Source organism: Pontibacter ummariensis (genome assembly GCF_900188175.1).
GTDB lineage: Bacteria > Bacteroidota > Bacteroidia > Cytophagales > Hymenobacteraceae > Pontibacter > Pontibacter ummariensis.
Genome location: NZ_FZOQ01000006.1, coordinates 109281 through 123480, shown reverse-complemented (window position 1 = coordinate 123480; position 14200 = coordinate 109281). Strand labels below are relative to the sequence as shown.

Sequence of the window (14200 nt, the reverse complement as noted above, 5' to 3'; positions counted from 1 at the left end):
CATTATGAGGAAGCTCTTGCTGACAGTAGCTTGTTTGGGGAGTCCATCTTTTCCAACAGTTTCTGATATCGTGGATCAGCTCTAAGTGCATCAGGTACCCAGTGCTCATGTTTAATGGAGACAAGTAAGGGATCATGCTCCTGGAAGCCTCTTTCGAGGTACTGAAAAGCATCGTCCAGGTTATCGCTTACCCAACCTGCTGCAATCCCGATTACCGTGCAGACGATGTACTCTTTTTCGGCCCTTTCTTTTAAGTCGTTTAACTCTTTTCGCGCTCTGTCAAAGTTCCCCATTTTGCCAAGCGCCATAACCAAGGCTCCATGTGCGAAGTTATGCTTGTTAGACAGTAATACTAATCTATCTAGCACAGCCACTGCTTCTTCATATTGTTGTAAGAAGAGGTAAGAGTAGCCCTCATACAAGTGACATAAAAATGAGTTGGGGTCTAGTTCCAGCCCTGTCTTACAGGCAGCGAGTGCTTCACTAAACTTCCCAGCAGTATGTAGTATCTGGGCATAAATACCGTAGCAGATAGCGCTTAATGGCTCTAGCTTTATGGCCATCTTCCCATGTTCCTCTGCTTGGACAAAGTCCCCTTTCATCCAGGCCAGGAAATTTAAGCCATACCTCAGGTGTGTCTGTGCATAGTTCGGATTTAGCTCTAATGATTTCAGAAAGTGTTTCTCTGCCTCGTGCAGGTCCCAGATGTAGCAGTAGTAGGACCCCAGTGCACAATAGGCTTCACCAAGGACTGGGTTAAGTTTCAAAGCTTTTTCGGCCGATTGTTTTGCTTTATGCATGACTTGCTTGGGTGGCAACAAGCCATAAAGGCCTGCCAGCATGTTGGCATCGGCATAATCTGCATGTGCCAGAGCGAAATTCGGGTCTGCCTCAATCGCTTTTTGCAGTAATTCTATACCTGTAATAATGTAAGCCCCTCTCCTGTTCACATTAAACCGGCCTTTCAGGTACAACTCATAAGCTTCCGTATTTGGTGCAGAGTTCTTCTTTATTCTGCTCCGGCCTTTCTCCAGCAAGGTCACCTTCATCTTCTCTGTAATGGCCTGTGCAATCTCATCTTGAATGGCGAAGATATCGTCCATACTGCCATCATACCGCTCAGACCACAGGTGGAATCCGTCATCTACTTTGGTTAGCTGGACAGTTATTCTTAGGCGATTTCCTTGTTTTCGTACGCTGCCCTGCAGTACAGTGCTTACCCCTAACTTTTCTCCTACTTCCCGCAGGTCCACATTCTTCCTGTCAAACTTAAAGGAGGAGGTACGGCCTGCCACTTTTAGGTCTTGCAGGTTAGATAAGGAATTGATGATCTCCTCCGCAACCCCATCACTAAAGTACTGCTGCTCAGGATCGTTGCTTAGGTTTACGAGGGGGAGCACTGCTATACTTTTAGAAGACGGTTTTTTAGGGTTTCTGAAGGGCCGCGTCTTTTTTTCTTCCGTTTTCCCTTTTAAGGAATTTGGGACAGGCTTTACCAGATCTTCGTGATCCAGTGCGAATACTTCTACCTGTCGTTCAACGTTTTTAAACTGATAAAGCCCAACAGAGTAAGTGCTGATGCCAGTATGGTTTATGATCTCGTCCTGGATCTTATCGGAGATCAAGACACTGCCTGCCACTCCCAAAGATTCAATGCGGGAGGCGATATTTACCCCGTCACCAAACAACTGCTCCTCGTCAAATATCACATCGCCCATATGCAACCCTATCCGCACAGGAACCTGTGGTGTTTGGAGATACGCCAGTTGCATGGCTAAAGCGCACTCCACTGCTTCTACTGCGCTCTGAAATATGCTCAGTGTGCCGTCGCCATAGTACTGAATGATACGTCCATTGTATTGCCGGTGCTCATGTTGCAAAACTTCGCGGTGCCGGTTCTTCAAAGCCAGTGCCTGCTGTTCACTCTGCTGCATTACAGCAGTATATCCTTCGATATCTGTGAACATAATGGCTGCAAGTTGGCGGTGCTGGCTCATAATCTAAAACACTTACTAAAACTTCCACACCTCTTGGATCCCTTCTATTTACGTTAGTAAGAGCAAAAGGCACAACTAAATGCTTTTCTTATAAGGCCTTATGGTGCCCCTCATACACACCTCTAAGGAAGCCAAAACAAAAACCTCACTTGCCCAAGGACAAGTGAGGTTTTTACTTCTTGTTAGTGGAACAGACTAAATCTAGCTTACGCCTCCTCCATTTTTGATCGCTTTGCTCGGCTGTACAAAGGCCAGGGAGCCGTCCGCGTCCTCCGCCATCAGGATCATGCCCTGGCTGGTGATGCCTTTGATCTCGCGTGGGGCCAGGTTCACCAGAATGCTCACTTGCTGCCCGATGATATCCTCCGGCTTAAAGAACTCCGCGATGCCGCTTACCACGGTACGCTGATCCAACCCAGTGTCTATCTTTAGCTTCAGGAGCTTCTTGGTTTTGGCAACCTTTTCGGCTTCTATAATGGTACCAACCCGGATGTCCATCTTCGAGAAATCTTCGAAGGTAATGTTTTCTTTCGCTGGCTCTACTGTGGCATTGGCCAGCTCGTTCGCTTTCTTCGTGTCCAGCAGCTTCTGTACTTGGGCATCAACTGCGGCATCCTCCACTTTCTCGAACAGCAGCTCTGGTTTGCCAATCACGTGGCCTGCCGGCAATAGTTCCCGTGAACCGGCATCTGCCCATTTGCCAGGATTGGCATTGAGCATCGTGCGCAGCTTAGCGGCAGAATCAGGCAGGAACGGCTCCATCAGAATATTCAGGCTGGCCGAGATCTGCAGGGCAATGTTCATGATCGTCTTTACACGCTCCGCATCCGTCTTGATTAGCTTCCAAGGCTCGGTATCGGCCAGGTACTTATTCCCTAGGCGCGCCAGGTTCATCAACTCTCCTAAGGCATCGCGGAAACGGTAACGCTCCAGGTACGAAGCGATCACCATCGGCATGCCCTCCAGTACGTCTAATACCTCCTTATCATAGTCTGTCAGCTCAACACGTGCTGGAATTGCCCCCTCATAGTACTTCTGCGTCAGAACTACGGCGCGGTTAATGAAATTACCCAAAATAGCTAATAGCTCATTGTTGTTGCGTGCCTGGTAGTCTTTCCAGGTAAAGTCGTTATCCTTCGTCTCCGGAGCATTTGAGGCAAGTACATAACGCAGTACATCGGCTTTGCCAGGAAAATCCTGCAAGTATTCATGCAGCCACACCGCCCAGTTGCGGGAGGTGGATATCTTATCGCCCTCCAGGTTCAGGAACTCGTTCGCAGGTACATTATCCGGAAGAATATACTCTCCGTGTGCTTTCAGCATGCTCGGGAAAATGATGCAGTGGAAAACGATGTTGTCCTTGCCAATGAAGTGCACCAGCTTGGTTTCCTCGTCTTTCCAGTACTTCTCCCAATCGTCTGTCAAAGCCTTTGTGGCCGAAATATAACCGATTGGGGCATCGAACCACACGTACAGCACTTTACCTTCGGCACCCTCTACCGGTACAGGCACGCCCCAGTCCAGGTCGCGGGTAACGGCACGGGGCTGCAGGCCCTGGTCTATCCAGCTTTTGCACTGCCCGTACACGTTGGGTTTCCAGTCGCCTTTATGGCCTTCCACAATCCACTCACGGAGCCAGGACTCATAGTTATCCAAGGGCAGGTACCAGTGCTTGGTCTCACGCAGTACCGGCTTCAGGCCACTCAGGGTGCTCTTCGGGTTGATAAGGTCGGTAGCGTTCAGCGACGTGCCGCAAGACTCGCATTGGTCACCATAGGCATTCTCGTTGCCGCACTTCGGGCAGGTACCCACAATGTAGCGGTCGGCCAAGAACTGCTGTGCGCCCTCGTCGTAGTACTGCTGCGTGGTCTGCTCGATGAACTTGCCGTCCTGGTACAGCTTCAGGAAGAAACCGGAGGCTGTCTCAGCGTGCGTTTTAGAGGATGTGCGGTGATAGATATCAAAGGAAACGTTAAAGTCTTTGAAGGAGTCCCTGATCAGCTCATGATATTTATCTACAGCCTGCTGTGGCGTAATGCCCTCCTTCTTCGCCCGAATGGTGATCGGCACACCGTGCTCGTCAGAGCCACAGATAAACTTCACGTCGCGGTCCTGCAGCCGCAGGTAGCGCACATAGATATCGGCGGGCAGGTAAACACCCGCCAGGTGGCCAATGTGCACAGGGCCATTGGCATACGGCAAGGCAGCCGTAACAGTATATCGTTTGGGGTTATTGCTCATGTCTTAATCTTAAAAAAGCAAATATACGAATACAGAACAGATTGCGCCGAGCCTGCTGTCCAATTGTCAAAATCTACCCGAACTCCTGACTTCTGAAAAGTTTTCCCGTAAGAAAAGCAACAAGGCTTAATGCATAAGCAAGTACTGCCTCCCGGAAACAGTGCGGGAGCACAGCGCAGAAGCGGCCGTACTTATAGCCTATAAGATGTTGAATCAACAGAAACAGGTATATGAAGAACAAGGATAATTTCAGAACAAGAAAAGACGGAGGTGACAGTTTAGGTAATCCTCAGGAGGTAAAAAGAGTGCCTGAGGATCCTGCACCCAAAGAGGTGGACAGAGAGTCTGAGAATACCCCGAAAGAAAACCAGGTATATGTAGACCTGGAACCGGATGACCTGCACCTGGGCGACGAAGAGCCCGAGGAAGTAAAAGGGAAAAAGAAGAAAAAATAAGGCAAACAGAAAGGCTCCCGGTAAGTAAGATCAGGAGCCTTTTCTATGTTGTCGTTCATCAGAAAGAAACAGAGTACTCTTCGCTAAGCATTCTTACCGTACAGGTGGTCGTGCCCTACCTGCGTCAGCATCAGGCCATCCGGCGCCGGGTTTACAAAGCTTTCTTTTGCAAGGTGATGCTCTGCCTCTTTCTGTACATCCTTGTAAAGCGGGTAGCGCTCCTGCAGGTAGGGGTAGAGTTGTTGGTAGTGTAGCACCTCCCCTTCCCGTACATTCATTTCTTTGAAAGCATCCATGATGCACTGCGCGGTGTTCTCTATATTATCTGCTTCTGAGTGTAATTCTGCCATTGTTCTTTGCATTTAGTTCAGGTTAGAGATACGGCAGCCGTTGTCTGAATGTTAATTCTTACGCACCTAATTGCTGTACACTAAGCCTCAGAAGGCAGCAGGTTGCGGATACCGTTCCAAAGCTCGATGCGCTGCTCAATGCACTCCCTGGATACCTCCAGGGCCTCCTGCCATTTGTCATCATCATCCCCGCAGAGTTCGTCTACCATTTGCAAAGCCAAAGGCGTGTGCACTTCCTCATCCAACTGCACGTGGCGGTTCAGGTAATAGATAAAAGTACGCAGCTTGCCCGGGAAACGCTGGTTCAGATCTGCGATCAGGTTGCGGAACATATCCGGAATCAAATCCTCACGCCCGAAAGTAAAGGCAGCCGCGATGGCAGAAGTGTTTCCGGAGTCTATCACACGGAAGGTGTTTCGGACAAAGTACTTAACAGAAGCGTCTATCTGCACCAGGTCCAGCGCGTTGTTCACGCTCTTTCCTTCGTTTATGGCCTCCAGAAACAGCTCTATCTTCTGCGTATCGGCGCCGCACTCTCCCATGGCCTGCAGGTACAACTCGAAATGGCTCACAGGCTTTCCCTCCTGGTCCACGTCCGTTTCCTCCTCTAACACGATCTCATTCACCAGCCGGCGCGTGCTGGGGCTGCCTTTAGGCACCCAAGGCATTGAAGTGCAGGTCAGATCGCGCTGTAAGGCTTTCAGTAGGCTCATAAAGTCCCAAACCGCAAATACATGGTGTTCCATAAACACCTTCAGATCATCCAGTGTCTCTAAAGACTGGTACACATTATGGCGGAGCAAACGCTGTTTGTGCTCCCGCAGGCCCTGCTGTAGGGCTGTAATTCTTCTGCTCATATAAAAGTTACTCTTGCCAGGCTCCGGCTGTTCCAACAAAAACTGCTGCTAAGCTTTTCAATCAGCTTAACAGCAGCAAAAATATAACCGCGAAGACTAGTTTCTGTTTATTCTGCTTGCACAAAGTCCAGCGCCACTGAGTTCAGGCAATAGCGCAGCCCTGTCGGTTCAGGCCCATCGGGGAACACATGGCCAATGTGCGAGCCGCAGCGGGCACACTCTACTTCGGTGCGGAGCATACCCAGGGCATAGTCATCCACCTCTTTTACACGTTCTTCCTCAAGCGGGGCATAAAAGCTGGGCCAGCCGGTACCGGATTCGAACTTGGTTTCCGAACCGAACATGGGGTTACCGCAGGCAGCGCATGCGTAAACTCCCTCCTTTTCGTTATCCCAGTACTCGTTTCGGAAGGCAATCTCTGTCCCCTCTTCGCGTAGTACCTGGAACTCTGCCCGGGTCAGCTCTCTGCGCCACTCGGCCTCTGTCTTTACAACGGTGTCCGCTAAGGTTTCACTGTTTAAGAGCCTTATGGCCAGGTCTGACAGGGGTTCATCACCAGCGGTGGCCGTTGTAAGGGCGTATTCTGCCGACTCATCCTGTTGCTGGGCACAGGCTACCATTCCAAGGGTTGCTATCAGGACATAAAATACTTGCTTCATAGGTCATTCAGTTTGTTTTACTTCTGGTTTAAAGGTTGCGTCTGTTTTTTTGTACGGAACATCAGGACGTTTAGACTTGTCGCCTTCAAATTTCCTAACTCCTTATGAAACAAAGCGCAAGGCAGAAATGTTGACTAGCTACCGGTGCCTAAAAGCAGGCGCAGCGGGAAGTAACTTAATCATAACCTGTTTATTTCGAGCGAACTAGTAAAAGTCTGAACCCTTTTTAGTACTTTTGCGGCTCGAAAAATCAATTCAATGCAAAATATTCGAAATATTGCGATCATCGCACACGTAGACCACGGCAAAACAACGCTCGTGGACAAGATCATCCATGCCTCTAAGCTTTTCGCGGAGCACCAGCAGTTCGACGACCTGATTCTGGACAACAACGACCTGGAGCGCGAGCGCGGCATCACGATCGTTTCAAAGAACGTGTCGGTGCGCTACAAAGACGTGAAGATCAACATCATCGACACCCCTGGTCACGCCGACTTTGGTGGTGAGGTGGAGCGCGTGCTGAAAATGGCCGACGGTGTACTCCTGCTGGTAGACGCCTTTGAAGGAGCCATGCCACAGACACGTTTCGTGTTGAGCAAAGCTATACAGTTAGGCCTTAAGCCAATTGTGGTAGTAAACAAAGTAGATAAAGAAAACTGCCGCCCAGACGAGGTGCACGAGCAGGTGTTTGACCTGATGTTCAACCTGGACGCAACAGAAGAGCAGCTGGACTTCGTGACGTTGTACGGTTCTTCTAAGCAAGGCTGGATGAGCCTGGACTGGCAGAAACCAACTGAGGATATTACCCCGCTGCTGGATGCTATTATTGATGTGATCCCGGCGGCCCCTTACCGCGAAGGCTCTCCTCAGATGCAGATCACGTCATTGGACTACTCTTCCTTCGTAGGACGTATTGCCATTGGCCGTGTGCACCGTGGTACGCTGAAAGAAGGCATGCCAATCGCCCTTTGCAAAGCAGACGGCAGCATAAAGAAAGGCCGTATCAAAGAACTTCAGGTATTTGAAGGCCTGGGCAAGCAAACCGTAGCGGAAGTAACAGCCGGTGAGATTTGCGCTGTAACCGGTATCGAAGGCTTTGACATTGGTGATACTATTGCCGATGCGGAGAATCCGGAGCCATTGGTGCGTATCTCTATCGACGAGCCAACCATGAACATGCTGTTCACGATCAACAACTCTCCGTTCTTCGGTAAAGAGGGCAAGTTCGTGACATCCCGCCACCTGCGTGACCGCTTGTTCAAGGAAACAGAGAAGAACCTGGCCCTGCGTGTACAGGAGACTGACCGTGAGGATTCTTTCCTGGTGTTCGGTCGTGGTATCCTGCACTTGTCTGTACTGATCGAAACCATGCGCCGTGAGGGCTATGAGTTACAGGTTGGTCAGCCGCAGGTAATCTATAAAGAAGTGGACGGCCAGCGTCATGAGCCAATTGAGCACCTGGTGGTGGACGTGCCGGAAGAGACTGCCGGCAAGGTAATTGAATTGGTAACGCAGCGCAAAGGCGAGCTGACGATCATGGAGCCGAAAGGCGACCTGCAGCACCTGGAGTTCAACATCCCGGCCCGTGGCCTGATTGGTCTGCGTAACAACGTATTGACAGCTACTGCCGGTGAGGCCATTATGAACCACCGCTTCCTGCGTTACGAGCCATTCAAAGGCAATATTCCTGGCCGTAATAACGGCTCTATCATTTCGATGGAAACAGGTATGGGTACTGCCTATGCGATCGACAAGTTACAGGACCGTGGTGTGTTCTTCGTAGATCCGGGCGTGGAAGTATACATGGGTCAGGTAATTGGCGAGCACAGCCGTCAGAACGATATCACAGTGAACATTCAGAAGGGCAAGAAGCTGACAAACATGCGTGCTTCCGGCTCTGATGACAACGTGAAGATCGCACCTGCTAAAAACTTCTCACTAGAGGAGGCCATGGAATACATCCAGAAAGATGAGTACCTGGAGGTAACACCGAAGAGCATCCGCATGCGTAAGATTTACCTCGACGAGAACGAGCGTAACCGTATGTCAAAAGCAGATGCCTAAGCATTACATATCCTGCTTCTAAAAAGGCCAGCCGTACTAATACGGCTGGCCTTTTGTTTTAAGACTTATAGATGGTCATCCTACCCATGTCAGTCCCTGTTCACCACGCCACCGCCCGTAGCCACAGCAAGGTCTTTGGGCTCTCCCACTTTACCGCCTATCGCAGCGGCGATGGCTCCTAGCAGCAGCCCAAAGAAGGAATAGATAGCGGCTTTTGACACAGCCGATGCCACGTCTCCACCTATCTCCTGTGCACGCGCCCCGACCTGGGCTCTGGTGTCCTTGTACTGGGCTTTCGCCTGCTCGTAAGTGTTGACCCAGCCATTCACGACCTCCTCTGCCTCTGCTCTGCTTCTACCCGTTCGCTCCATTACAATGTTGATGGCTGCTTCACGGTCAGCCGCATTCACAATGTCCTGGCCTTGCCCGTATAGCCTATCAAACACGGCATCAAAAGTAGAGCCTGCTGCCTGAGGACTTGCAGCGGCCTCACCTGCTGCGCCTTGTACATTACTAGCAGTCTGCTGCGCCTCTTCCTCCAGGTTTTCCGGTTGCAACTCCTCTTTCCCTGTCTGGCGCAACAACTGACGGGCCTCCTGTTTTAAAGTCGACAGATCGATGTTAGTGTTCTGTAGTTGCCCCTGCACAGCATTTGCCGCCTCAGGTGCCACTGCGGCAATGCCTCGGCCTGCCAGTGAAAGCGTATCTCCAACCAGGCTGCCCACACCGCTTAGTACCCGTCCTACAGCAGTTGTGAGCAGGTAAAAGGAGAGTAAGGTAAACAGGCTCCAGGTGATAATGCCATGCAGGATACTGTCTGCTGTGGTGGGCATACCAGCCAGTCTACCTGCCACCCAGCCCCCGATAAACAGGGAAACCAGCGTGCTCACTATCCACCAGATAAGAGCTCCAGTACCGAGTCCTGCCATGGGGTCCTGTTCCTCAACGGGGTTTATTGTTCCAAAGCCAATGCCCAAGCCCAACAGGCTCCAGGCTAGTTGCACCACCAAAGCTACTACCAGGCCTGCAAAAACCGCCCCCCAGGATATTCGCTTAAATACGCCCAGGCCGGTGCCATACCGGGGCCCCGCTACAGGAACAGTGTAACCTCGTTCGTCACGTAAGTTGTCTTCCATAATTTTATAGCATCAAAATTTCAGATAAGCTTTCTAACGCTTTTAATCTTAGCGAGTTATAAAACCTTCTTTCAGAAGCCTTTTCCGCTCCTCCATAATGCCTTCATAGCACTGAAACTCTAAGAAAAGTGCGCGAACCGTAGACAGGCTGAGGTGTGCCACGACATTAGCCGCCGAACGGAGAAGACGAACCCCTCAACAGTTAAAAGCTTACAGTTAACTAAAAAAACCTTCTTCTAAACTTTGAACTTTGCCAAAAACTGTTAGCTTTGCTTTTACAATGATCAAACAAGCACAACTCTTCGTCAGCATTATTATTAACCTTGTGATTTTACCACAGGGACGGAGATGAATTGCTAAAGAATACCCCTATCAGAATTTGATAACAGCAACCATCTCCTGCAAGAGATGGTTTTTTATTTACTGCCTCGCCCGAATTAACTTATACACAGCATGCTTCTCTCTTCCATCATAGTAGTCATTCTGATTCTTGTCATTTCTCCTCTACCCCCACCGGGTTGACAGGACAGGCCTCTTTATATGCAAAAGCCTTTCTGCCCCGGTGGTCAGAAAGGCTTTTTTGTTTAGTCCACATATCCTTACACCTTAAAACAAAAGATAAGATGCCCGCAAATAGTAAAATACCCGTGCCTTGGGGGGAGAAGTTTACAAGAGTCAGACAGCTACCGCCCTAGAGCACCTCTTCCCAGCCTCTTAATTGCTTTGCTTAACAGTTGTAGTCCATTAAAAATGACAGTTAGAGATTGTATCGACAAAGGGGCAAAAAGCTGCAATTAAGGCAAATAGACGCAAAAAAAGAGACTTTAGAAATAGTGAAAAGCGAAAGCGTTGGTTTCAGGGGCAGGGATAATCCCAAGTAAATTGTAATCTAAACAAAGCCGCGTTCCTGCCACTCAGGAACAAAGAGAGACGAAACAGACTCCTTGTTAACAGTGCCGGCGCGAGCTTGTAACCAAAGCAGAATTACTAAGCCAAGTAAAAATGACCTTGAATAAATATAGCCGCATCTACACCCAGGATGACAGTTTGCCAGCCTCACAGGCCATGCTCATTGGTTCGGGTTTATCTGAAGAAGACCTGCGGAAGCCCTTTGTGGGTATCTGCTCTACAGGCTTTGAAGGGAACACCTGTAACATGCACCTCGACGGTCTCGCAGACGAGGTAAAGAAAGGAGTAAGCCAATTAGGGATGGTGGGCCTGCGCTTTAATACCATTGGTGTGAGCGATGGCATTACCAACGGTACGGAAGGCATGCGCTACTCGCTGGTATCAAGAGAAGTGATTGCCGACTCCATTGAGACTATCTCAGGAGCCCATAACTACGATGCCTTGGCTTGCGTGGTAGGCTGTGATAAAAACATGCCCGGCTCCCTCATCGCCATGGCCCGCCTGAACAGACCATCCCTCATGGTGTATGGTGGCACCATCAAAGGAGGGATGTTTAAAGGGGAAAAATTAAATATCGTTTCCTGTTTCGAAGCTTATGGCCAGAAACTGAACGGGAACATATCAGAAGAGGATTACCGCGGCATCATCCGCAATGCCTGCCCCGGCCCCGGGGCCTGTGGGGGCATGTACACGGCCAATACCATGGCCTCTGCCGCAGAAGCCCTCGGCATGGCCATCCCTTATACCTCCTCGTTGCCGGCTGTAAGCCAGCAAAAACGCGAGGAGTGCCTTCAGACGGGCAAATACCTGCTGAACCTGCTGGAGAAGGACATCAAGCCGAGCGACATTCTGGTGCGTGAGGCCTTTGAGAACGCGATGGTCCTGATCACGGTGCTGGGCGGGTCCACAAACGCGGTGATACACCTCATTGCCATCGCCAGCGCGGCAGGCATTAAACTAACATTGGACGATTTCCAGGCAGTAAGTAACCGGGTACCTGTGTTGGGCGACCTAAAGCCAAGCGGTAAGTACCTGATGGAAGATCTGTGCGCCTTGGGCGGTGTACCGGCTGTGATGAAGACGCTCCTGAATGAGGGCCTCATCAACGGTGACCTATTGACAGTAACAGGCAAAACGGTGGCAGAGAACCTGGCGGATGTAAAGCCACTGGGGGAAGAGCAGGACCTGTTAAGGCCGCTCTCGAATCCTATCAAAGCTGATGGGCATATCCAGATCCTGTACGGCAACTTGGCTACTAAAGGCGGCGTGGCCAAAATCAGCGGAAAAGAAGGCCTGCGATTTGAAGGGCCAGCCGTGGTATTCAACTCTGAAGAAGAACTGAACGAAGGCCTGAAAGTGAATAAAGTAAAGGCAGGTAACGTTGTCGTTATCCGCTATGTCGGGCCAAAAGGTGGACCGGGCATGCCAGAGATGCTGAAGCCAACCTCTGCCATTATGGGAGCCGGTTTGGGCGATAAAGTAGCTTTGATCACCGACGGGCGTTTCTCTGGCGGTACGCATGGCTTTGTGATTGGCCATGTTACGCCGGAAGCCTTTGATGGCGGCAACATCGCACTAGTGGAAGAAGGGGATATTATTACCCTGGATGCAGCAACCAATACCGTGCACCTGCACGTGGACGAGGCCCTGCTAGCCTTGCGTCGCGACAAATGGGTAGCCCCACAGGCTAGGGTGAAAAGAGGCGTGTTGCAGAAGTACATTAAAACGGTAAGCGACGCAAGTAACGGATGTATAACAGATTTAGAAGAGGCGTATGTTAACGAAAGAGAACCGAGCTCCGGAATTGCTTGAGGATGTACAAACAAAATCAGGGGCGGAAGCACTCATTCTTTCGCTTCTTGAAGAAAAAGTAGATACCATTTTCGGATATCCTGGAGGGGCTATCATGCCTGTCTACGATGCCTTGTATGATTACCAGGACAAAGTAAACCACGTGCTGGTACGGCATGAGCAGGGGGGCATACACGCCGGGCAGGGCTATGCCCGCTCTTCCGGTAAGGTAGGCGTCGTGTTTGCCACCAGCGGCCCGGGAGCCACTAACCTGGTAACGGGTCTGGCAGATGCGATGATCGACAGCACGCCGCTCGTGTGTATTACCGGGCAGGTGTTCGCGCACCTGTTAGGTACCGATGCCTTTCAGGAAGCAGACGTGGTCAGCATCACAGCCCCTGTAACCAAATGGAACTACCAGGTAACAGAAGCCTCTGAAATACCCGAGGTGCTGGCCAAAGCCTTTTACATTGCCAAAAGCGGCCGGCCAGGGCCTGTACTGGTCGACATCACAAAGAACGCCCAACTGCAGAAATTCGACTTCAAAGGTTATACACCTTGTCAGCACATACGCAGCTACCGCCCTAAACCAATTGTTCGCAAAGAGTACATCGAACAGGCTGCAGAACTGATCAACCAGGCGCAGAAGCCTTTTGTGTTATGGGGACAGGGCGTAATGCTAGGCTCGGCCGAGCAGGAGTTTAAGGCCTTTGTCGAAAAGGCGGGCATACCATCTGCCTGGACGATTATGGGCGCCGGGGCGCTGCCAAGCGATCATTACCTGAACGTGGGCATGCTGGGCATGCACGGCAACTACGGCCCCAACGTGTTAACCAACGAGTGTGATGTGCTTATTGCCATCGGGATGCGCTTCGATGACCGCGTAACCGGCAGGCTGGATAAATATGCCAAACAGGCAAAGATCATTCACCTGGACATTGACCCGGCTGAGATCGGCAAAAACGTAGAGACCACGGTGCCCGTGTGGGGCGACTGCAAAGAAACGCTGCCCCTGCTGACTGAGCTGGTACAACAAAAAAAGCACAGCGCGTGGCTGGAGAAGTTCAGAATGTATGAGGCGGAAGAAATCGCTGCCGTGATTCAGGACGAACTGCACCCGGCCTCCGAAGAACTCACCATGGGCGAAGTATTCCAGCAACTGAACACGCTCACCAACGGGGACGCCATTATTGTAAGCGACGTTGGGCAGCACCAGATGGTAGCCTGCCGCTATGCTAAACTTAACCACACCCGCAGTAATATTACCAGCGGTGGCCTTGGCACCATGGGTTTTGCTTTGCCTGCAGCCATTGGAGCCAAGTTCGGCGCACCAAACAGAACAGTAGTAGCCGTGGCCGGCGACGGAGGCTTTCAGATGACCTTACAGGAACTCGGCACTATAATGCAGAGTGGCGCGGACGTGAAAATGATCATTCTGAACAACCAGTTTCTGGGAATGGTACGGCAGTGGCAGGAACTCTTCCACGACAGGCGCTACTCTTTTGTAGACATTACCAGCCCTGACTTTGTGAAAGTGGCAAGCGGTTATGGCATTGCCGGCAAGAGCATCTCTAAAAGAGAAGACCTGCAAAGCGCACTACGGGAAATGCTCCAGCACCCGGGCTCTTTCCTCTTGGAAGTAATGGTGACCAAAGAGAACAATGTGTTCCCGATGGTACCACAAGGGTGTAGCGTGAGCGAGATAAGACTTAAGTAATTCTTCTGCGAAAGTGGAAACCGA

The 14200-nt window shown here is 50.7% G+C and carries 10 protein-coding genes; 4 read left to right on the top strand and 6 right to left on the bottom strand.

Annotated elements, in window-relative coordinates; all coding sequences use genetic code 11:
* Nucleotides 1-2 precede the first annotated feature (2 nt).
* Nucleotides 3-1997 carry an adenylate/guanylate cyclase domain-containing protein gene (locus tag CHB92_RS08495; RefSeq protein ID WP_089318761.1) on the bottom strand — a complete coding sequence of 665 codons (1995 nt, stop codon included), beginning with the start codon at nt 1995-1997 and terminating at the stop codon, nt 3-5.
* Nucleotides 1998-2198: 201 nt separating this feature from the next.
* Entirely contained in the window at nt 2199-4238 is a 2040-nt protein-coding gene (gene metG / locus CHB92_RS08490; RefSeq protein ID WP_089318760.1) for a methionine--tRNA ligase, read from the bottom strand.
* 230 nt (nt 4239-4468) lie between these two features.
* On the opposite strand from metG, the gene CHB92_RS08485 reads away from it, so the two are divergent.
* The gene (locus CHB92_RS08485) at nt 4469-4693 is read left to right on the top strand and encodes a hypothetical protein (RefSeq protein ID WP_089318759.1); all 225 of its coding nucleotides are present in this window, start codon (nt 4469-4471) and stop codon (nt 4691-4693) included.
* An 83-nt stretch (nt 4694-4776) separates the two neighbouring features.
* On the opposite strand, the gene CHB92_RS08480 is transcribed toward CHB92_RS08485, so the two are convergent.
* From CHB92_RS08480 to msrB, 3 genes are all read right to left on the bottom strand, one after another.
* Nucleotides 4777-5043 carry a hypothetical protein gene (locus CHB92_RS08480; protein WP_245842395.1) on the bottom strand — a complete coding sequence of 89 codons (267 nt, stop codon included), beginning with the start codon at nt 5041-5043 and terminating at the stop codon, nt 4777-4779.
* Nucleotides 5044-5123: 80 nt separating this feature from the next.
* The gene (locus CHB92_RS08475) at nt 5124-5900 is read right to left on the bottom strand and encodes a DUF3050 domain-containing protein (protein WP_089318898.1); all 777 of its coding nucleotides are present in this window, start codon (nt 5898-5900) and stop codon (nt 5124-5126) included.
* Between the two features lie 107 nt (nt 5901-6007).
* Nucleotides 6008-6559: a peptide-methionine (R)-S-oxide reductase MsrB gene (gene msrB, locus CHB92_RS08470; protein ID WP_089318758.1), complete on the bottom strand. Its 552-nt coding sequence runs from the start codon at nt 6557-6559 to the stop codon at nt 6008-6010.
* Between the two features lie 258 nt (nt 6560-6817).
* Between msrB and typA the strand changes: the two genes are divergently transcribed.
* On the top strand, nt 6818-8623 hold the full coding sequence (gene typA, locus CHB92_RS08465; RefSeq protein ID WP_089318757.1) for a translational GTPase TypA: 1806 nt from the start codon (nt 6818-6820) through the stop codon (nt 8621-8623).
* Nucleotides 8624-8712: 89 nt separating this feature from the next.
* Here the strand turns inward: typA and CHB92_RS08460 are convergent, their stop codons facing one another.
* Nucleotides 8713-9759, bottom strand: a complete 1047-nt coding sequence (locus tag CHB92_RS08460) for a hypothetical protein (RefSeq protein WP_245842393.1) — start codon at nt 9757-9759, stop codon at nt 8713-8715.
* 1002 nt (nt 9760-10761) lie between these two features.
* Here CHB92_RS08460 and ilvD point away from each other — a divergent pair.
* Both ilvD and ilvB read left to right on the top strand, forming a co-directional pair.
* Nucleotides 10762-12480 carry a dihydroxy-acid dehydratase gene (gene ilvD / locus CHB92_RS08455; RefSeq protein ID WP_089318756.1) on the top strand — a complete coding sequence of 573 codons (1719 nt, stop codon included), beginning with the start codon at nt 10762-10764 and terminating at the stop codon, nt 12478-12480.
* Nucleotides 12443-14176, top strand: coding sequence for a biosynthetic-type acetolactate synthase large subunit (ilvB, locus tag CHB92_RS08450; protein WP_089318755.1), 1734 nt, complete (start codon nt 12443-12445; stop codon nt 14174-14176). The genes ilvD and ilvB overlap by 38 nt, the downstream gene beginning before the upstream one ends.
* Nucleotides 14177-14200: the final 24 nt, after the last annotated feature.